Here is a 21,434-nt window from a genome sequence, read left to right on the forward strand (position 1 = left end):
GACCTTTCATCACTAAAATAACAATTGCTTAGTTCTTCACTACTTTATTCTTAATAAAATCCATAGCAATTTTGTATATTTCATCAGGAGCATATAAATAAATACTATGTGTACCTTCAATTATTTTCACATCAGCTATTAATAACTTGCTAGCAAACTCCTTATAATCTTTGTTTTTTTGCTTTGTATACTTCGAATCTTTATATTGCCTAGCAATCGCATCTATAAATAACATAGGTGTTTCTTTTGGGATCGATAAAGAATTTGATTTTTTACCGTTATTGTAGCTTTGTAAAAGTTCTTGCTTCATATCATCATTAAAAGCCCGCTTATACGTAAGCGCTTTATAAACATCTTTTTCCTGTTCGTTTAAAAAGGATTGACGAATGACTTCGGGATTATAAGTAATAGAGGGAGCTAATCTCTGAAAACCAATTTTCGTTAAAATATTCATCCCTTTTATTTTTAATGAATCAACCATACCTATTTTATTAGTCACGTACTGTTTAGGTAAACCAATATCTAACGCAATAATCCCTTTTACTTCACTTGGATATTTTTGTGCCCAATAAATGGCCTCAATACCCGATAGAGAGTGTGGTACTAAGATGTATGGTGGTTTATTCCCACTTCGAATAAGCGCTTCTCTTGTTTGTTCTAGTATCGTATCAATATCTCTATCATCTTGAAAAACATCACTGTATCCATAACCAGCTCTCTCAATTACAGAAATCTTGTTTTCTTTCGAAAATTTACTGTATAAGCCTTTCAACTCATAAACAGGAGCGGCAATTCCAGATCCGGCCATAAATACAAACGTATCTTCCCCGCTCCCCTCATTATAAACATTCACTTTTTTATTATCGAAATTAACAAGTTCACCTTTATTGTTCATTAATTTCGATTCCATTTTTAATTGACAGTTATGATATATAAATACAGCTCCTGTTCCAAAGAAAATCATACTAATACATATTAAAAATATTATTTTCACTGACTTTAATAATTTTTTCATTTGACACCCCTTTCAGCCTATACTAAAAGGGTATAATGTAAAAATAAATTTCTAATAAATTTTTCAAAATGAACATGTATTCTTTGTTTCTAATTATGGATTATTTTAATATCTACGCAAACCCTTCAAAGTCTCCAATATATCATCTGTAAAGGCTGTACTACCCTCTGTCTCTAAAACTCTGAAATATAAACTTCTTAAGAACGATCTAATATTTTGTACTAAAATAGCATGCTGCGGATGTCGGATGTCCTCAACAGTTGCTATACTATGTAGCCAATTGCTCCACTCTTCTTCAGTTAAAAGCTTTTGGTTATGTAACGACATAATTGGCTTTACTAATCTCTCATCCTCAAAGTGTACATATACGTAATCACTCAATCGAACCTTCTGACGAACAGCCGCAAGAATCGCATATGAAAACTCACGATTTTGAATTGTACGTGCTAACGCATCGAGCGCATCTGCTGCATGTGCAGTAGAGTGTGCCCAGCCTTTTCCTTCTACGTAGCCCCTTACATCTTCTTCTAAATATACATATTCCAACACTTGTTCTGCCACACTGTACAATTGTTCTTCCGATAACAACGGTTCTCTTTCATGAACAGATAAAATAAGTGGTGGAATTAATACGGAGAATGCACGTTTAAATACAGAGTCTGTTCCCTTTTCACCAATTTTATAAAATAAATAATCAGGACTAATTGCTTGTAACATTAATCCTCTTAACTCTTTTTGTCTAAATACATCATTTGTAATCCATGTGTGAAGCGTACTATAAATTAAATCATCACGTAATTCAGCATCAGGTGATCCGATATAATCTAGCATCCATTGCGCATATGGATATGCATCTACGTCTTCTGGTACAGCATAATTGTTATTTTTAATTTGTAGTAGTTCTTCTTTTAGTTCGAGTACTTCATTCATTATATTTCTTGTCCCCTTTTTGCGTTTTTTATTGTCTTATCCCCTTTTATTTGCTTCATAAAATTAATTTAATTATAACAATAAACAAAAGGCTATACATATATTTCTGATTATGTATTACGCTCTTTCATGAAATATAACTTCTGGATTTCCTAAATCACTATTCTTAAATATAACATTCGCACACTCTTTTGGATTATGCTCATCTATATACATCTTACAGGCCGCATGATATCTGTTCAAAAACATCTTCTCTGCTTCTTCATAACTTCCAAAAGCTTCAGTTTCCCGCTTAGCACCACGTTTTCTCGCAATCTCAAAATTTGTATCTACAAAGATTTTGTAATCAAATAAATACGCAACGTCTTTTTTCAATAGAAACGTTCCATCTACTATTAATATCATATTTTGCGTGGCCAATAGCGGCTCATTATGTACAGGCATATCCGTTATTAAGTTATGAGAAATCGTTTCATACTGTAAATTTCCGTTAGGTCCTAAAGGCATTAATAATCTTTCTTTGAAAGCTGTATAATCGTGTGCATCTTCATAATACCCTCTTTCAGATTCTTTTCCTTTTGCATAGCGAATCACTCTTGGATTATGAAAATCATCAATGCTGGCGCGTGTTACTGGTAATCCTCGTTTTTTTATTTCTTCTGCTAATTCGTTTGCAAATGTTGTTTTTCCTGATGCTGTAATACCACTTACTCCAACTCTTGTTGGATAGGTTAAGTTTAGCTTTACAATATGATTTGCAATTTCTTTGATTCGTTGTTTTCGGTTCATGATATCTCCCTTTATAATTAGTTTACATAATATAATTATAAGTAACAATCCATGTCACTATTTGTCGGTAAATCGATATCCTTTGTCGAATCGTTGATATATTATTAGCTTACTTCCCCTTAAACCCCCGATATAAGGCCGTCCGTAACTCTTGCTTATACTCTTCAATTTCTGGCATTTCGAGTTCTTCTGCTAATCTGATAGCTAATTCAATATCATACGGTACTCGTACAAGTTGAATAGAAAAGCTCGCCGCTTCTTTTTCATTATATGTTCCTTCAAATATTAAATAGGAAGCTTGCGTTATTTCAAGTGGGTTTCCTACGCTACCGGCATTACATAACGTTTTCCCTCTGAAATTTTGAACGAACGCTTGGTGAACATCGCCGTAACAAACGACATCTGGTTTTCTTTCTCCTTCTATATTTTCTGTCAGATCACTATTTTCGAACATACTAATACGTTCTTCTCTTGAAGCGTGTGGTTGAATTCTTTCATATAAACTTCTCGGTGAAGCGTGAAACATACGAATGAGTTTTCCACTCATAAAAAATTCGATTGAAAATGGTAAACTTCTTAAATAATCATTTTGTTCTTCCGATAATTGTTTTTGATGCCATTTTAATGCTTCAAATTCAGTCGGCTTTGTAATAAAATCATCCCAGTTTCCCATTACGACTACTTCACATTCTTTACGAATGATTTCAATTGCTTCACTGGAATGAGGTCCTTTTCCTACTAAATCTCCAAGACAAATAATGCGCTCGATTCCTCTTAATTTAATATCATTCAAAACGGATTCTAATGCTTGAATATTACCGTGAATATCTGAAATTACTGCTATTTTATCCATATAAATTACTCCTTTATTTATTAAATTCGCTTGATTGATACCATTTTGGAATATAGGATGAAAAATCATTATGATCTTCTAAAATTCCATTTAATCTTTCCTTCATATCATCTAATAAATATGGTGTGCTTCGGTTTGTCCATACGATATCAGCCGGGAATATCATTGCTGCATATAATGAGTACAGTTTCCAAAAATGTAGATCAGGTTCTCCTCCGCAATAACCGTGAACTTGTCCAACCGCAAATGGTTTGCTTATATTCGTTGTAAATAGTGCTACTTTATAAAAATCATGAATAGGATCACCAATATCGAATCTAGCAAAATCAATGACAGCCCGAAACTCATTTTGGTCAATCATTATATTAGCCGGATGAAAATCGTCATGTAAAAATACGATGGGACGATTTTTTAATAAATCTTTATGATTTCCTACAAAATCTATCACTGTATTTAAACGAAAAAAGTCTACTTCATATTCTTTCAACGCTTCTAAGTATCTCTCATATTTACTCCATATAGACATTTCCCATGAATTACTTTTATCTTCTTTTTCAACTAAATGAATCTTTTTTATTACTTCTCCAGCCTTTTTTCCAGCCCTATACTGCGTTTGTGTAGACAACGTTCTTAAGTTATCTTCACCATCTAATCCATCAATCCATTCAAAAACTTGTACACATTTATTGAATTTAGTAAGACTAATAAAATGAATTAATTTTGGCATAGGAATATGTAAAGAATCTAGCTGCTGCATATATTCATATTCTTCCTGCTTCCGTTCAAAATATGATGAATCGCATACTTTAATAAAATACGAGGCCCCACTCTCTAATTCAATTTTATATTTCTCATCGAATGAAAAGCCTTTTGAAATAACAGTCGCTTTTAACATACGAGGCCATTCTAGTATTCTCTCTATCTCTCTAAGCATTTCTTCCACAACGTTCACCTCTATTAATATATGTACAAACTACCTAGCACTTCATGCTCTCGTTTATTTCCACCTTTAAACTCTACTGCAAATGGATTTTCACCATTCTTATTCAAATGTTCTAGTACTAGCCCTTCTCCAATCGGTTCACAAAACTGCACATGAATATCTCCAAATACTACACTTTGACACTCGGCATTCCATTTTTCAATTTTCACAACTGAGCTTGTAGATAGCTCCATTACTTCTTTCCATTTCCGTACTGTTTCTCGAACATTTTTTACTGCGTAATGAATCGTTTCAATTTGTTGCACTTTGTTTTTATGTTCAGTAATCGTCCCACTGTTACGTAAATCGTTTCTTCTTTCTTCGTCCGTTTCATTCCACTGTATAAAGAAAGGTAATTTCGGTCCGTTCTCTTCTTGCTTAACGAATAACATTTTCCATTCTAAAAGTCGGCCATCTTTTCTCATGCGTTTCCCTTCAAATGGCCCTATCGTATGTAAGCCGTACTTATTAAAGTTAACTGCTAGCTCCTCAATTGCATCTGTTCGGATCGCGATTTGTAGCATTCCTTCTCCATTTTGTAGTTTCACCACTGTTTCTTGTACTAATGGATTTTCTGCTTCTTTCGCTTTTTCTTCATATTGAACTGCTAAAAATTCTATATATGATAAATCAAAATAACTTAAACTATTCCAAGTACCCCAATTCGTATGCTCTCCGCCTAATACAGTATGAAATCCAAGTTCCTGCATTTGTTTTGCCGCTTCCTCCGGGGTACCATGAACTGCGTGAACAAGATGATCAAATCGTAACATGTCTTTCTCCCCTTTCTCTCCATCCTTTTATTGTATATTTTATTTTTCTTTCATTCAATTCAAAAACTTTAAAACCTAGTTGATTTATACGATTAATATGTATTATAATGAAACAAATTTAATTATTGCTGATTGGAAAAACCAAAGGCACTTTTCTCATACGGGAAAAGTGTCTTTTTCATTTATTATTACAGGGGGATTATTTATGCAGAAATTAATTGTCTTTGCTATTATTGGATTTTTCGCTCAACTGATCGATGGAGCACTCGGAATGGCGTATGGGGTAACGTCTACTTCACTATTATTAATGTTTGGTATTGCACCGGCTGTAGCTTCCGCATCGGTTCATTTAGCTGAAGTCGTTACAACTGCAGCTTCTGGCGCATCTCATATCAAATTTGGAAACGTTGATAAATATACAGTTTCCAGGCTTACATTACCTGGGGCAATCGGCGCATTTGTTGGGGCATGTTTTTTAAGCAATTTACCTGGTGATGTAATTAAACCGTACATTTCCGTATTTTTATTTACTTTAGGGGTTTATATTTTATTACGATTCATCATTCAAAAACAAATTGTCACTTCAAATAAGCGTATGTCTGCAAAACAACTTGTGCCGCTTGGTTTATTCGCTGGATTCGTTGATTCAACTGGTGGCGGTGGTTGGGGGCCGATTACGACACCTGTTCTTCTAGCAAGAGGAAATGAAGCTAGAAAAGTTATTGGATCTGTAGATACGAGTGAATTTCCTGTTTCACTCGCTGCAACAATCGGCTTCTTCATCTCACTTGGCTGGGAACAAGTAAGCTGGGTTTGGGTATTTTCTCTCATGCTCGGTGGTATCGTAGCGGCACCAATCGCGGCATGGCTAGTTCGCATCGTTCCTTCTCATTTACTTGGCGTATTAGTTGGTGGTCTTATTATCTTTACAAACATTCGTACACTGCTTACTACATTTAAAGTGGATCCAACTATTATTTCACTTTCTTACGTTGCAGTTGGTCTTGTCGTTATTATTTCTATTTTCATTGCTGTTCGTAATCATTCCAATCGTCCTAATACGTCAACGGCTGAGTATCCGAATGATCAGAAGCAAATGCTACCATAACTATAAAAAATACCGCTCAATTTAGAGCGGTATTTTTTATTTTTCTATTTTCCAATTAATCATCATTTCTGTAGCATTTACTCTCTTCATATGTAACTTTTCTAAAACACGCATCGAACTATAATTATCTAGAAGTGTCTCTGCAATTATTGTTTCTACCTCACCTGTTTTGAAAGCCCAATCGATTAGTTCTTTTACAGCTTCTGTTGCATAGCCCTGATTCCAATATTTCTCAATGAATCCATAGCCAATTTCTACTGTTTGATTCTCGTTTGGTTTCCCTTTAAACCCAATATCACCTAAAACGCTATCATCTTCTTTTCGAAGAACATACCACGCCCCCCATGGTAATAAAGCCTCATCTTGTTTCACATTCTCTACATGCCCTACAATATGCGGACCGCTATTATATCCTTGCTCGTTAGCGACTTGAATCCTCTCTTCTGTACACGGCACTATATAGAGCCTTTCTGTTTCTAATTTCATTTTGATTTCCCCTTTTTGCTTAAACGTTACTCTAATTATAACAAATAATATGACTTTATTATGAATGTCGAATTATATTTTTCTGAATTTTCTTTTAATTTAGAGGGTTTTTCAATATTTTTTGCGAAACATTTGTATAACAAATTTTTTCTTTGCTTATTGCTACATAATAGTAGGTTCGGGTGGAGTTTTGCAAGCGTTTCCTATACAATAACCGATATTTTTTGACTTTTCCTAACAAAATATCTTGCAATATATTCAGAAAGTCATTACAATTGCCATATATTAAAAATCTTAGCAATATATAAATCCTCATCAATCCGATGAGGTAGAGGTTGCGACTTTTAAGAGTACGACGGACGAGACACAGAGAATGTCACCGACTCCGTTTGAAAGGAAAAGTTGCCGAAGTTTATATTTCTTCTCTGGAAATATGAGCTGGGGCTGTCTCCGAAAGGAACAGAACTGTCACGTTTACAAAATTACCGTGTAAACGTGGGGTGCTATCTTAACGGAAGGGTATGATGGGGTGGTTATTTGTGAAACGTTCCGCCAAATTCCTTTGGCGGTTTTTTGTATTTTTCTCCCCCGCTCCTTCCTAACCTACAAGAAAAGGAGTGTTGAACATGAATAGCGCAACAAATCAAGCTACCTCTAAAACAGAAACTACACAAGGAAAAGGTGAATTAAGACGCGGTCTAAAATCAAGGCACCTTACGATGATTTCTCTCGGTGGTACAATTGGTACCGGACTATTTCTTGCCAGCGGTGGTGTCATCCATTCAGCTGGACCTGGTGGTGCATTAATTGCATACGCCGCAATTGGAATTATGGTTTACTTCTTAATGACAAGCTTAGCTGAACTCGCAGCTTACATGCCTGTTACTGGATCTTTTAGCACGTACGCAACAAAATTTGTTGATCCATCACTTGGCTTTGCACTTGGATGGAACTATTGGTATAACTGGGCAATTACGATTGCTGCTGAACTAGCTGCTGTAACATTAATTATGAAATTTTGGTTCCCAGATACCCCTTCTCTTATTTGGAGCGGATTATGTTTAGCTATTATTTTCCTTTTAAACTATTTATCTGTTAAAGGGTTTGGTGAATCTGAATATTGGTTCGCACTTATTAAAGTAGTTACGATTATTATCTTTTTAATTGTTGGTTTCATGATGATTTTTGGAATTATGGGCGGCGAAACGGTTGGCTTCAAAAACTTCACTGTTGCAGATGCACCATTTAACGGCGGTATCATGGCAATTATCGGTGTGTTTATGGCAGCTGGTTTCTCATTCCAAGGTACTGAACTATTAGGAGTAGCTGCTGGTGAAACATCTGATCCAGAACGTAATATCCCAAAAGCAATTCGTTCAATCTTTTGGCGTATTCTTTTATTCTATATCCTTGCGATTCTCGTTATCGGTTTATTAATTCCTTATACAACTGAAAGTCTTGCTGCAAGTGATGTAACAGTAAGTCCATTTACACTTATTTTCGAAAAAGCGGGCGTTGCCTTTGCTGCTTCTGTTATGAACGCTGTTATTTTAACGGCAGTACTATCTGCTGGTAACTCTGGTATGTATGCATCAACTCGTATGCTTTGGGATTTAGCTCGCCAAGGGAAGGCACCAAAGTTTCTTGGTAAATTAGATAGCCGCGGTGTACCTGTTAACGCATTAATCGTAACATCGATTGTCGGTAGTATTGCTTTCATTGCTTCTTTATTCGGTGACGGTGTTGTATACATTTGGTTATTAAATGCATCAGGAATGTCTGGCTTTATCGCTTGGGTCGGCATTGCAATTAGTCATTACCGTTTCCGTAAAGCGTATATCGCACAAGGAAAAGATTTAAATGACTTACCATATAGAGCAAAATGGTTCCCCTTCGGTCCAATCTTTGCATTTACACTTTGTATCATCGTAATTTTAGGACAAAACTACGGGGCATTTATGGGTGAGTCAATCGACTGGAACGGTGTACTCGTTTCTTACATCGGTTTACCACTCTTCTTAGTACTATGGTTAGGTTATAAATTTACGAAAAAAACAAAAGTGATTCCACTTGATAAATGTGAACTAAAATAAAGTGAAACGAGCAAACAAATTTGTTTGCTCGTTTTTTGTTGCAAACCTCTTTACTTCCCTATTGCTCCTGTTTTTGCAATAATAAAGGAAATATAAATAAAGGTTGGGATACAATGAACATTCGCATTACTGATGAAGCAAAAGCAGCTATACATAGATTAGAACTTGAAGATAAAAAGATTGTTCGCATTAGAGGAACAATGACGAACTCTTGTAGTATTTTCGTTGATGTCGATTTAATTTGGGATACATATAACGCAGATGATGTTGTATATGAAGATGCAGAGCTTATCGTACAAATGGATTCATTCACGAAAGACTACACTGGTGATACGGTGAAACTTGATTATAAGACGACAGGTTTTAGTATTACGACTCCGAGTGAGACTTTGGTTTATGGATTGTCGATTAAAAAATAAAAATTGTTTTCCTTTGACCACCGAGGTGAAAAAATGGGTAAATATGTTCCGTTAAAATTTTTATTTAATGAAGAATTAGCAGAAAAAATAGCTGATTCTATTTGTAAACACGATCCTTATTTCTCTAAAAACATCTTTGTAGATTCTGTAGCTTGTAAAGTTGAAAATTTAGAGTTAAAACAGCGTATTGAAGTAATTGCAGATGAATTACACAATGCTTTACAAAAAGATTTTAATGAAGCAATACATATATTACTAAAAACATTAGGCCCAGAAAATACAACAGAAGTAGGCACATTTACAAACGGATATATGTACATGCCTCTTGCAAAATACGTTGAAAAATATGGACTTAACGACTTTGAAACCTCATTCAACGCCATGTATGAAATAACGAAAAGAAATACTGCTGAATATGCCATTCGGCCTTTTCTTGAAACATACCATGAAGACACACTAAATATATTACAACAGTGGATTTATGACGAAAACAGCCACATTAGAAGATTAGTTTCTGAAGGTACAAGACCAAGGCTTCCTTGGGCTAAAAAAATAGGAGCTCTAAAAGATGATTTTAAGTACAATTTACAGCTTCTTGAACCATTAATGAATGACTCTTCTAAATATGTTCAAAAATCTGTAGCCAATCATATTAACGATATTACGAAAGAAGATAAAGAACTCGTTTTTCAGTGGTTACAGCAATTACGTGATAAACAGCATCCTATTAATCCTTGGATTATAAAACATGGGTTACGAACAGTTATTAAAAATGGTACTTTACCAAAAGATTTTTGTTTTTAAATATTTTAAACAAAGCCGCTTATGCTTCAAAAATGAAGTATAAGCGGCTTTCCTTTTGAATACAGAAATAACAAACGTAAAAAGCACTTTAAATTTCTTCTTTATATCATTATTTTACTAGCTCTTCTATGTTATTACTTTCCTTAATTTTTTCGGATGATAGCCAGAGTGAATAACTTGTTCCATCCTTGTTCCTTAAATATATGTTAAATTCCTTATTATATAGTTCTTCTTTAAGAATAGTGACTACCTTTCTCAAATCATCTATTACATATGGATCATTTCTATATTTTATCTCACTGTCATTGAAAACTAATGTCAATTCATACTCTAGACAATTGCCGTCTTTCGGGTGTGGACAAGTAATATCCTCAATTTCAAAACGATCATTTTGAATTTCATTTAACCTTACGCCTACTTTTGTTTCAGTTTGAACCAAATATGTCCAATAACCGCTTACTGTGTTTTTCATTGTTAAAAGCAGTTCTTCTTTCGTTATAGCTTTTTGCACATTTTGAAAAGGCAAGCCTATAGATTCACCATTATAATCCTCAATTTCAAGTGTTGTTATCTTTCTATTACTCTTCTGAATGAATTGGATTAGAGCATATAAACGATCTAATTCTTTTGATTCAAATTGACTGTAATCAATCTTGTCACTCGTTTTTAAAGTTAATAATAACGTATCCGTTGGTTTCTCCTCTATATCATCATCCACTATATATTGAAAAACATTTTTATTTTCAGGTTCCACGTAACCTAATTTTTTAATTTCTTCTAGCATTGGTTTAAATTTCTTATATTCCTCATATGTTTTTTTTCCGTATTGATATTCATCACCTTTTATTCTTGAATATAAGAAGCCATCTACCTCTACTCTAAATTGAATATTTTTGTTATTTTTTGCTTGAACAGTATGATATGTATGCCCCATATTCCCTTCGTTTATAGCACCCCAATGTGTTACAATCACATCAATTCCGTGCTTTTTTTTCACATATTTTTTCACCTGATCGTCATCTTTATAATTACACCCACTTAAACATAAGAAACATAACAATAGTAACATTACATTTTTCATTCTTTTCATATAGCACCTTGCCCTCTTTTCGCATAAACAAAATATTCCATATATAAAGAATACTAAATCGCTGAATGTTTTCAAAGAATTAAAATATTTTTACACTCGGTTTATATATCTATTTCTTTTATTAATGGCTCTAATAAGTTTTAATATTGATAATCGAATATAATAAAAAGAAACCTAAATTTAAGTTTTCCCATTTTTACCAACAATTTAAATTTTAATAGATATTTTTTAGCCAAGTAATAATTCGTAGTACCTGAAACGACTCAAACCAAGTAATGAAAAACAGGAGAACAAAGAAAGAGATAAGTGATATGAATTTTAATCTTCCATCTTCACGTCTAGCAATCGCTATAATACTCAGAACCACTCCAATTAAAAAAGAAATATACCCTAATAGGATAATAGGCTCAGAATAGCTATCTATTATCCTATTTAATCCAAATAATAACATTCCAAAAGTCATCAATGTTATTGAAAATACACTAAATTTTTTCATAATTCAACCTCCAATATAATTTTACTATTTTATGGAGAGAATAATTTTTTTATGCGTATGGATGAACAATTACACTATAAAATTAGATAACTCAATTTATTTTTTCATTAAACAACTGCCTTCTTTTATACCCTCAAAGGATTCCCACTCGATTATCCCGAATATATAAATAACCATTCTCACAAGGAGCAAATTTATATGAATCTATTCGAACACGAAACGTAAAACCGCTTCTCTTTCATGAGAGGTCCTCCCGTTCTCCGTTCTCCTTTCTCATCATATCATTCATTGAAAAATAGGAGGACATAATTATGAAACGTGATCCATTATTTTTAACTTTATTAGAAAGTGCAAATACACATTTTAGCGGTTGGGATTTTTCTTTCATTTCAGAAACGGGCCGAATGAAGAGCGAGCCTTTATCATGGTCGTACGGCAGCATTGCTTTCCTGCTTATGCAACGTGCAAAGTCAATGCTCGATATGGGTACTGGCGGCGGAGAGTTTTTATCTATGTTACAACCGTTCCCGTCAACTATTTATGCTACTGAGGGTTATGCTCCAAATGTGCCAATTGCTCGGAAGAAATTAGAGCCTTTAGGAGTTACAGTCGTCAAAGTGATTAATGATACTGTATTACCATTTCAAGATGGGCAGTTTGATTTCATTATAAATCAACATGAATCCTATGCTGCCTCTGAGGTAAAACGAATTCTTTCTCCACATGGCGTTTTCCTTACACAACAAGTTGGTGGTCTCGATTGTGTGGAACTTAATGAGCAATTTAACGCACCGCTAAATAACGAATTTGCAAGTTGGTCACTTGAAGCAGCATGTAGTGAGTTAGAGGAAAATGGATTTACTATCTTAGATGCAAAAGAAGAATTCCCTTTCCAACGCTTTTATGATATTGGCGCTATTGTCTATTATTTAAAAGCGATTCCGTGGCAAATTCCTGATTTTACTGTCGAAAGGTATTATAAGGAACTATATCGTATACATGAAATCATCTTGCAAAAAGGATATTTTGATGTGAAGCAACATCGATTTATGATTAAGGCGATTCACAGCTAACAAAAAGGGGGCGGCAAAGCCACCTCTTTTTTGTTCCGTTTACGTATGTTCTCTACGCTTTCACCATAAGAAAAGTTATATCATACATATTACAATTCTGACCAATAAATTGTATTTCTGAAACATATAATCACTTCGTATATATAATGAGAACAAAACGTGATTTTTCACTATCCTCTTCTATTGAGAAATGAGTTGTTTTTCATATCGCTTGTTCGCATCATCTTCTGTCAAACATGCAGTTGTGTAATTAATAATATTCCGGTTATCGTACGTGAATATATGTTTTAACTTATTTTCTTCTGTTATTACTGTCGGTAAGTATTTTGGTAAGTTGCTAACTACACCTCTATTATCACCATCTAATATCCAATCAATTTCTTTCCATTCTAATAATCCTTCAGCCGTACGTAATGGTGTATTCATTTGCATTCCATCTGGAAAATCAGCAACGAACACATACATTCCTTCACTAGCCTGGGGCTCATCTTTACCTTTAAAAACAACAGTCCCTTTATACGTTACACTTGAAAGTTCTATACCCGTTTCCTCAAACGTTTCTCTAATTATTCCTTCGTATGGCGTTTCATTCTCTTCTATTTTTCCTCCAACACCATTCCACATCCCCATATTCGGCTTTTTATTTCTATTTAATAGCAGTATTTTATCGCTTTTTCTAATAAAACAAATTGTGTATTTGTACATACGATCATTTCCTTTCATTTTCCACATGAGTTATTTGGCTTATTTTCAAGTAAAAACACTCGCCTTACAATTCCTTACTACATAATATATAGTACAACTTTCATGCGTAAACACTTTACGTCAAACGAGAGAATCCTTTTTAGAAAGGAGAATTTAAAATCGATAATATAAGCAATGAATTTCTAAACCAATATTACAACAGCCTCGTGTGGTTAAACGATACACACTGGTTCGGGGTTCCAATCTGTAAACTTCCCTCTGATCTCTTTTTGTATCAAGAAATTATTTATGAATTAAAGCCCGATTTAATTATTGAATGCGGGACTTTTCACGGTGGTAGTGCACTGTATTTAGCTTCTATGTTAGATTTAATTGGAAAAGGTCACGTACTTACTATCGATATAACTCCGCAGCCAAATCGGCCATCACATAATCGGATTACGTATTTAACAGCATCTTCTGTTTCTGTGCAGGCCATCCAAACAATTGTAAGCATGCGCAAACCTGATGATGTGGTTTTAGTTATTTTAGATTCTGATCATAGTAAAGAACATGTTTCCAAAGAACTATTACTATATAAATCTATCGTCACTACTGGCAGTTATATGATTGTAGAAGATACCTCCATTAATGGAAATCCGCTTCTTCCCGATTGGGGTCCTGGCCCGATGGAAGCTGTGGATGAGTTTTTAACTAAAAATAATAACTTCATAATCGACGAGTCTAAACATAAATTTTTCATATCATTTAATCCAAAAGGTTTTTTAAAGAAAATAAAGTGAAACTTTAATAAGTGGGGTTTTGCTCATCCCCCACTTATTCTATCATTTTCATTTTTTGAAAAAGGATAATATACAAATTCCACCTTGCCTATTATGTTATCTTCTTCAATATATCCTAAGCCATTTCGACTATCTCTACTTACTTCGCGGTTATCTCCCATTACAAATAACTTATTTGGCGGAATTTTTGTCTTTTGAAAATTATAAAACACTTGTGTGTTGTTAAATAAATCTTTGTTTGTATATGGTTCTTCTTGCTTTTTATCGTTCACATATACCTTTCCGTTCGTTATGTTAATTACATCACCAGGAAGCCCTATTACACGTTTCACATAATATTTCGATTCATCCTCTTCTTTTATAATGACAATTTCTCCGTGTTGTAAATTAGAAAGACGTACTACCGCTTTATTTACAAATACGTAGTCTTCTTCATATAAAGTCGGCTGCATCGATTCCCCTTCCACCTTACATAAAGTAAAAGAATGGTAGCCTATGACTATCACCAATATAAATAGTATGTACTTTCCCCAGCCTCTCTTAATCTCCTTTTTCATATCCATTCCCACCTTATAAAGCGCTTTTTAACTCAAAAAATATATCACTGCACAATATGTTTCCATGCAGTGATACTATTTTTACTGTGCCTTGTTCGGTTGTTCTACTGGAATTGAATTTGCATTTGATCTATTTGTTTTTAATTCAAAATACGCATCCAAAATCTCTTTACCAATCGCAGAATTAATTCCTGATTTATCATCATTCACCCATGGTACAACAACTGAAAAAGCTACTTCCGGATCAGCATCATATGGTGCATAACCGGCAAGAGTTAAATTATAACATTTTTTTCGGTTGTTGTTCTCATCTCTTCCAATATCACTTTCTCCACCATATACTGTCTCAGCTGTTCCTGTTTTTCCCGCTGGTTTATATGGTAGACCTTTAAACGTTCCGGTACCTGTTCCGTCAGCTTCTTGAAAAACTCTTCTAAATCCTTCTTTTACATGATTAATGTACGAAGTGTCCATATCCACTCTATTTAATACAACTGGTTCAATCGACCGAACGACTTTTCCTACATCCTCTGGTCTATTCGGTTGCTCTCTAACTTCTTGTACAATTTGTGGTTTCATTCGGTAACCGCCATTTGCAATGGTTGAAATATATTGTGCAAGCTGAAGCGGCGTATATGTATCATACTGTCCAATCGCGTAATCAAGTAAAAATCCGGGTATGTTATCAGTTCTACCTACTTGACCAATTGATTCATTTGGCAGGTCAATACCAGTCGACACACCTAGGCCAAATTGTCTAAAATAGTAGCGCATTTTATTAAATGTTTCTTGTTTAATGTCTAATGGATTGTTTGGGACATAATTAATGCCTGCCATTTTTAAAGCCGTATTAAACATATAAACGTTCGATGACACTTGCAAAGCTCTTAAATCATCAATATCCCCAAATTCTTTCCACGATTTCTTCGGCTTAGAACTTCCTTTAAAATACATTGGCGCATCAAAGAAATGTGTATACGGCTTAATCGCTTCTGTTTGATATCCAGTTAATAAAGTAGCCCCTTTTACAGTTGACCCTAACTCATAAGAACTTGTCATCGTTCCTAATGCATAATCTTCTATTTGCATACCGCCATCTTTATTTACAATTTTCTTTCCTGCCATTGATAAAATTTGACCGTTTTTCGGATTCATCATTACTACGAACGCACGATCCATCATCGGCTCTGCAGCATGAAAGGCTCGTAAATTCTTTTCAAGGCTGCCCTCTACTCTTTTCTGTAAATCCATATCGACTGTTAACATCAAGTTATTTCCACTTTTTCCTTCAGTCACTTTTTCTGTTCGAACAATCTTCCCTGCTTTATCCATAATATTTTTAGACTGTTCCTTCGTTCCATGTAGTGCATCTTCATATTGTTTTTCAATGTAACTTTTACCAATACGGTCGTTTCGATTATAATCACGAACTAAATAATAATCTAATTGTTCTCTTGGCAATCCTTCATTTTCATTAGAAACGCTACCTAGTATAGAGCGCAGTATTTTATCATTTGGGTATTCACGTTCCCAATCTACTGTCGTATCTACCCCTGGTAAGCTTGCCAACCTTTCACTAACGACAGCATATTCATTTTGACTTACATCTTTTTTAACGATTTGCGGCGTCATTTTATATCCCGCATTCATTTTGCTTTTAATTACTAATACTTCTATATCTTCCTTTGAAAGCTCATTTAGTTCTTCTTGTGTAATTCTTTCCCGGCGCAGTTCTTCTACTTTTTTATCTAACTCTTTTCCTTCTATTTCTTGCTTTCTAAATTTACTCTCATCTTCTTTCGTTACTTTCGCCGCTGCCCGCTTTTCATTTAACTGCATCCAAAAATCTTTCTTATCTGTCTCTGTTAACTTATCCATGTCCTCTTGCGACATTTCAATTAGCTTAGCTAAATCTCTTGCTACTTGTAAAACTTCTTTCGAGTCTACTCCTCTCATTTTCGTATATGTAACGGTTCGTAATGGTTTATTATTTACAATAACGTGACCTTGCCGATCAAACATTTTCCCTCTAGGAACGGGAGTACTTACCGTTACATCTTCCTTTTTGTTTACTTCATTTCTATACGTTTCTCCATCAATGATTTGTACTTTACCTAATTGAATTATAATAGCTGAAAATAAAAGAAAGACAATAAAAAATAGTACATTTAACCGAAATGGAATATGAGTCTTTTTCTTTTTCGATTGTTTTTTCTGCTCCTTTTTCTGTCTCATTTCGCTCCCTCGCTTCATTCTATTAACATTTCTACGCAAAATCATTATGTATCAAATTTATTTATATGATATATATAGAATTTTATATTAATTATAAAAGAAATAAAAGATTTAATTTTCAGTTTTTTGTTTTTTACATCCTATTTATTACCATTCCCTTAATGCACAATAACATGAATATTATTCTAAAAGAAAAATGGGGCAAATTGATTTTTATAAATTATAGAGATGTTGTTACTACGTTATCAAAATGTTTTCATATGGCTTAAAACAGTGATTACTCAAATAAAAAACTGAGGCAGATACCTCAGTTTTTTCGATAACTTATTTCATTGAAGATAACCCTTCAACAAACTCACCAATCTTATTTTGAAAAACAAAATCAAAGTTATATTCCTGTCCTGTTAACTCTTCATTTACTAAAATAGTTGTTGCTCCTACTTCCCTCTTTGCAATTTGCGGGAATGAAGCGACAGGCTGTACTTTTAGTGATGTTCCCATAACGATAAGCACATCTGTTTCATATAAACGTTTGATAGCATTTTGATATTGCGGCAGTGTATCTCCGTATAAAACAACGTCTGGATTTAAAATGAAATTACACTTCTCACAACGCGGTACTTCATGATCAATCATATACTGTAAATCATAGCCTGATTTACATTTTGGACAATGTGCTGTTTGAAGTGTTCCATGTAAATCAATGACATGCTTACTGCCACCTAATTGATGTAAACCGTCAATATTTTGCGTTAAAATCGTAATATCTTTCCCTTGTTCTTCTAGCTCAGCTAAAAAGCGATGGCCACGATTTGGTTTATATTGATGGAACGTATTAATTTGAAAGATTTCTTTATAATGCTTCCAAAATTCTTTCGGACTTCGGTTATAGTACCCTCTTGATAAGTACATCTCCACATTCGCATCAGCATACAATCCATTTGCTGAACGAAAATCTGGAATACCACTTTCCGTACTTGCACCAGCGCCTGTTAATACTGTAATTTTCTTCGCTTTTTCTAAAATTGAACGTACTTCTTCAAATTGTTGCACAAAAATCACCTCTATGTATTTTCCTATTCTTATTATACCAGTTGTTTACAGGAGGTGTTGTACAATTCATTTTACTTAATGCGTTGCGCCCCCAACCTCTACAATATCTACCTTAACTGTCGTCGTTACTTCGATTGCCAATTCTATCCCCTTACGAATAGTAGAAAGTGACATACTCGGTTGCCCTGGATAATTACTCGCTTGTTCTGGTAAAAACGGAATATGAATGAATCCGCCTTTTATTTTCTTATCATGTTTCTCTAGTTCATGCATAAGTCCATAGAATAAGTGATTACAAACGAATGTGCCTGCCGTCTGTGAAACAGATGACGGTATACCCTCTTCGCGAAGTTTTTTCACGATTGCTTTCATCGGAAGTGTAGACCAATATGCAATCACTCCTTCTTCTACAACTGGTACATCTACCGGCTGATTGCCTTCATTATCAGCAATTCTTGCATCATCAATATTAATTGCGACACGTTCTATCGTAATATCTGGCCTGCCCCCAGCTTGTCCAATGCATATAATAATTTCCGGCGCTAGTTCTTCTATATACTCTTTTAATACGCTTATTGATTTATGAAATACAGTTGGTACTTGTTTGCTTATTATCTTGTATTCTCCAATTGTTTTTTCATGCAAACCTTTTGCTACTTCCCAAGCTGGATTGATATTTTCTCCGCCGAACGGATCAAACCCTGTTAATAATACTGTTTTCATAGTTTTATCCTCCTAATTAGAAACGATATACTAGGCCGTACATAATAAACATATTTATGATAAAAATTGAAAGAGCAATTGGTACTTGCGCTTTAATAACCGCATTTTTATCCTTTAGCTCTAAAAGCATCGCAGGTACGATATTAAAGTTTGCTGCCATTGGAGTAAGCAGCGTTCCGCAATATCCAGCAAACATACCGAGTGCTGCCATAATTGCTGGGTTTCCGCCGTGCATTTGAACTATTAAAGGTAAGCCAATTCCGCCAGTAATAACAGCAAACGCTGCGAATGCATTTCCCATTACGACTGTAAATAGCATCATGCCTAAACAGTACGCCATAACGGCAACGAACGGATACTCTGTCGGTAGCACTTGTCCGACTAAGTCTGAAACAACTTGTCCAACGCCAGACTTCGCGAATATACCGCCAAGTGCTGCTAACATTTGTGGTAAAATTACAGCCCATCCAACAGCTTGTAATAGTCTGCTTCCTTCTTGTACAGGTGTTGTTATTTTTGATTTTGTAATACGCATCGCCGCAACAAATGCGAGTAATGCACCAAGCGCTAGTGCAACTAATGTTACTTTATCTGGATCAACAAGAGAGACATTTCCCCATTTAATTTTCCCTAAGGTCAACGTACCGATAATTGTAAAAATAGGAATTAATAGTGCAGGCATAAAAATTTTATTTTTTAATTTCTCAGCATGTTTCACACGTTCTTGTACTGGAACTTCTTTTTCCTCTGATTTTGTTACTTTATTTAGCGAGGCTAAAACGACCATAGCGAGCACGATACAGCCAACGTAAAACGAAGGAATTACATTTCCAAATAAAAATGTAACTGCAAACAATGCCCAAAATAAACTAGAACCGAATCTGTTTGGATGTTTACAATCGAATGCGATACGAACAGCGATAAAAGCAACGATTATCCCTAATACATAATAGATTGTATCCATTGTGATGATGTTCATATTAGATTGCCTCCTTCTCTTCTTTTCCTTCTGCCTTCATTGTTTTCTCTATATATTTATCAAACCTTCTAAATCTAATCCAGCTTACAATAAGTGCAGATATTGCTGTCGGAATGCCCCAAAGTGCCATATCCCATACTCCGACATGCATACCTACTGAATCGAAGAATCCTTTCATTAATAAAATAGCTCCAGTTGCGATGAAAATATCTTCTCCGAAAAACCAAGCTGTATTTTCCGCAGCCGCTGCGTTTGCTTTAATCTTTTCTCTTAATTTTCCAGGAAGTTTACCGTATTTACCTTGCGCGGCCCCTTCTGCCATCGGTGCAACGAGCGGCCTTACTGTTTGCGCATGCCCACCAATATTAAGCCCTAGTGCTGCTGATGATTCTCTTATCGTAAAATATGACATTAATACTCTTCCAGTTGTTGCTCCTTTTGATTTCGTTATAAGTGCTTCGGCTCTTTCTTTTAAACCGTAACGCTCTAAAATTCCGATTACCGGTAAAGTTAATATAATTGGCATAGACATATATCTATTCTCTATGAAAAATTTACCGAACATGCTGATCACATCATAAAAACTTAATCCTGAAACCATACCAGTAACAATACCTGCAACCATAACTACTAAAAGTGTATTTAATCTAAATAAAAAGCCCACTGCAACAAGTAGTATTCCGATTAATTTAATCATTTCTAGCACTTCCCCCTATTTTTTATTTCGGTGCACAAATAGAAATACCATTGAGTTTGAATGTTCTGTATATTCTTTCTGCAAATTGTACTGCTTTTTCCCCATCACCGTGTAAACAAATCGTCTGCGCCTGAACTGCTACTTTCTCACCATTCACCGAATTTACATAGCCTTCTTTCACCATTTGAAGTACTTGCTTTATCGCTTCGTCTTCATCTTTTATAAGCGCATTTTCTTCTGTACGGCTCGTTAATGTACCATCTTGCTTATATGTACGATCCGCAAAAGCCTCTTGTACAAGAGTTACTTTGTATTTTTCTGCAGCCTGTATAAACGCCTCGCTATTTGCTAATCCATAAAGTAATAGACTTGGATTTATATGATAAATTGCCTTTGCAATTGCATCTGCAATTTCCGGATTAGACGCCGCCATATTATATAAGGCACCGTGCGGCTTTACATGCTGCATTTTCCCGCCTGCCGCTTTCACAAATGCGTCTAATGCGCCTGTTTGATATAGAACATAATCGTATACTTCACTTGCTGAAACATTCATGTTTCTTCTACCAAATCCAATTAAATCAGGAAATCCAGGATGCGCCCCTATTGCTACGTTATGCTCCAAAGCTTTTTCAACAGTTTGACGCATAATAGACGGATCACCCGCATGAAAACCGCAAGCAACGTTTATAGAGGAAACGAACGGAAGAATCTCATCATCATTCCCCATTTTATAAGCGCCAAAACTTTCTCCTAAATCACAGTTTAAATCGATTGTAGTCATAATGTATT

The 21,434-nt window shown here is 34.7% G+C and carries 22 protein-coding genes, 1 pseudogene and 1 riboswitch; of the genes and pseudogenes, 6 read left to right on the plus strand and 17 right to left on the minus strand.

All coding sequences use genetic code 11. From position 1 onward, the window contains the following. Positions 1–28: 28 nt before the first annotated feature. From BC_RS15230 to BC_RS15255, 6 genes are all read right to left on the minus strand, one after another. Positions 29–1,015, minus strand: coding sequence for an alpha/beta fold hydrolase (locus BC_RS15230; RefSeq protein ID WP_000734905.1), 987 nt, complete (start codon positions 1,013–1,015; stop codon positions 29–31). Between the two features lie 105 nt (positions 1,016–1,120). Further along, a complete protein-coding gene (locus tag BC_RS15235; protein WP_001006686.1) occupies positions 1,121–1,945 on the minus strand; it encodes a DUF2785 domain-containing protein in 825 nt (274 codons plus the stop codon). Between the two features lie 117 nt (positions 1,946–2,062). Beyond that, positions 2,063–2,734 carry a uridine kinase gene (locus BC_RS15240; RefSeq protein WP_001080568.1) on the minus strand — a complete coding sequence of 224 codons (672 nt, stop codon included), beginning with the start codon at positions 2,732–2,734 and terminating at the stop codon, positions 2,063–2,065. 109 nt (positions 2,735–2,843) lie between these two features. Beyond that, positions 2,844–3,587 (minus strand): metallophosphoesterase family protein, encoded by a 744-nt coding sequence (locus BC_RS15245; RefSeq protein ID WP_000357656.1) that lies wholly within the window; start codon positions 3,585–3,587, stop codon positions 2,844–2,846. Positions 3,588–3,600: 13 nt separating this feature from the next. Next, on the minus strand, positions 3,601–4,530 hold the full coding sequence (locus BC_RS15250) for an aminoglycoside phosphotransferase family protein (RefSeq protein ID WP_000392079.1): 930 nt from the start codon (positions 4,528–4,530) through the stop codon (positions 3,601–3,603). A 14-nt stretch (positions 4,531–4,544) separates the two neighbouring features. Further along, positions 4,545–5,342 (minus strand): VOC family protein, encoded by a 798-nt coding sequence (locus BC_RS15255; RefSeq protein WP_000943353.1) that lies wholly within the window; start codon positions 5,340–5,342, stop codon positions 4,545–4,547. A gap of 97 nt (positions 5,343–5,439) precedes the next feature. On the opposite strand from BC_RS15255, the gene BC_RS15260 reads away from it, so the two are divergent. After that, the gene (locus BC_RS15260) at positions 5,440–6,450 is read left to right on the plus strand and encodes a sulfite exporter TauE/SafE family protein (RefSeq protein WP_002024365.1); all 1,011 of its coding nucleotides are present in this window, start codon (positions 5,440–5,442) and stop codon (positions 6,448–6,450) included. A gap of 36 nt (positions 6,451–6,486) precedes the next feature. Here the strand turns inward: BC_RS15260 and BC_RS15265 are convergent, their stop codons facing one another. Then, positions 6,487–6,936 (minus strand): GNAT family N-acetyltransferase, encoded by a 450-nt coding sequence (locus tag BC_RS15265; RefSeq protein ID WP_000764601.1) that lies wholly within the window; start codon positions 6,934–6,936, stop codon positions 6,487–6,489. Between the two features lie 321 nt (positions 6,937–7,257). After that, positions 7,258–7,450, plus strand: a riboswitch (Lysine riboswitch). A 112-nt stretch (positions 7,451–7,562) separates the two neighbouring features. On the opposite strand from BC_RS15265, the gene BC_RS15270 reads away from it, so the two are divergent. The 3 genes from BC_RS15270 to BC_RS15280 all read left to right on the plus strand — a co-directional run bounded on the left by BC_RS15270 (position 7,563) and on the right by BC_RS15280 (position 10,252). After that, entirely contained in the window at positions 7,563–9,029 is a 1,467-nt protein-coding gene (locus BC_RS15270) for an amino acid permease (RefSeq protein WP_001083376.1), read from the plus strand. Positions 9,030–9,142: 113 nt separating this feature from the next. Continuing rightward, positions 9,143–9,448, plus strand: a complete 306-nt coding sequence (locus tag BC_RS15275) for an iron-sulfur cluster biosynthesis family protein (protein WP_001026167.1) — start codon at positions 9,143–9,145, stop codon at positions 9,446–9,448. A gap of 33 nt (positions 9,449–9,481) precedes the next feature. Then, a complete protein-coding gene (locus tag BC_RS15280) occupies positions 9,482–10,252 on the plus strand; it encodes a DNA alkylation repair protein (protein WP_000521698.1) in 771 nt (256 codons plus the stop codon). Positions 10,253–10,361: 109 nt separating this feature from the next. Here the strand turns inward: BC_RS15280 and BC_RS15285 are convergent, their stop codons facing one another. Further along, positions 10,362–11,342 carry a hypothetical protein gene (locus BC_RS15285; RefSeq protein ID WP_000827149.1) on the minus strand — a complete coding sequence of 327 codons (981 nt, stop codon included), beginning with the start codon at positions 11,340–11,342 and terminating at the stop codon, positions 10,362–10,364. Positions 11,343–11,556: 214 nt separating this feature from the next. Beyond that, entirely contained in the window at positions 11,557–11,838 is a 282-nt protein-coding gene (locus tag BC_RS15290) for a hypothetical protein (RefSeq protein WP_000714730.1), read from the minus strand. A 311-nt stretch (positions 11,839–12,149) separates the two neighbouring features. Between BC_RS15290 and BC_RS15295 the strand changes: the two genes are divergently transcribed. After that, entirely contained in the window at positions 12,150–12,911 is a 762-nt protein-coding gene (locus BC_RS15295) for a class I SAM-dependent methyltransferase (RefSeq protein WP_000817566.1), read from the plus strand. Positions 12,912–13,091: 180 nt separating this feature from the next. Here the strand turns inward: BC_RS15295 and BC_RS15300 are convergent, their stop codons facing one another. Continuing rightward, complete coding sequence (locus BC_RS15300; RefSeq protein ID WP_002182860.1) at positions 13,092–13,616, minus strand: NUDIX hydrolase; 525 nt, start codon at positions 13,614–13,616, stop codon at positions 13,092–13,094. A 158-nt stretch (positions 13,617–13,774) separates the two neighbouring features. Here BC_RS15300 and BC_RS15305 point away from each other — a divergent pair, with 158 nt between their 5' ends. Then, complete coding sequence (locus BC_RS15305; protein ID WP_265736937.1) at positions 13,775–14,398, plus strand: cephalosporin hydroxylase family protein; 624 nt, start codon at positions 13,775–13,777, stop codon at positions 14,396–14,398. Between the two features lie 34 nt (positions 14,399–14,432). Here the strand turns inward: BC_RS15305 and lepB are convergent. From lepB to pxpA, 7 genes and pseudogenes are all read right to left on the minus strand, one after another. Continuing rightward, positions 14,433–14,955 (minus strand): annotated as a pseudogene (gene lepB / locus BC_RS15310) (signal peptidase I). Between the two features lie 81 nt (positions 14,956–15,036). Continuing rightward, entirely contained in the window at positions 15,037–17,190 is a 2,154-nt protein-coding gene (locus tag BC_RS15315) for a peptidoglycan D,D-transpeptidase FtsI family protein (protein ID WP_001249191.1), read from the minus strand. Between the two features lie 324 nt (positions 17,191–17,514). Further along, entirely contained in the window at positions 17,515–18,243 is a 729-nt protein-coding gene (locus BC_RS15320; RefSeq protein ID WP_001183803.1) for an NAD-dependent protein deacylase, read from the minus strand. A 75-nt stretch (positions 18,244–18,318) separates the two neighbouring features. Beyond that, on the minus strand, positions 18,319–18,966 hold the full coding sequence (gene pcp / locus BC_RS15325; protein WP_000859710.1) for a pyroglutamyl-peptidase I: 648 nt from the start codon (positions 18,964–18,966) through the stop codon (positions 18,319–18,321). Between the two features lie 16 nt (positions 18,967–18,982). Continuing rightward, the gene (locus tag BC_RS15330) at positions 18,983–19,945 is read right to left on the minus strand and encodes a DUF979 domain-containing protein (RefSeq protein ID WP_001021642.1); all 963 of its coding nucleotides are present in this window, start codon (positions 19,943–19,945) and stop codon (positions 18,983–18,985) included. 1 nt (position 19,946) lies between these two features. Then, positions 19,947–20,642: a DUF969 domain-containing protein gene (locus tag BC_RS15335; RefSeq protein ID WP_000593396.1), complete on the minus strand. Its 696-nt coding sequence runs from the start codon at positions 20,640–20,642 to the stop codon at positions 19,947–19,949. A gap of 22 nt (positions 20,643–20,664) precedes the next feature. Then, the gene (gene pxpA / locus BC_RS15340) at positions 20,665–21,426 is read right to left on the minus strand and encodes a 5-oxoprolinase subunit PxpA (protein ID WP_000207320.1); all 762 of its coding nucleotides are present in this window, start codon (positions 21,424–21,426) and stop codon (positions 20,665–20,667) included. Positions 21,427–21,434 lie beyond the last annotated feature (8 nt).

The sequence above is a fragment of the Bacillus cereus ATCC 14579 genome (assembly GCF_000007825.1).
GTDB classification, from domain to species: Bacteria; Bacillota; Bacilli; order Bacillales; family Bacillaceae_G; genus Bacillus_A; species Bacillus_A cereus.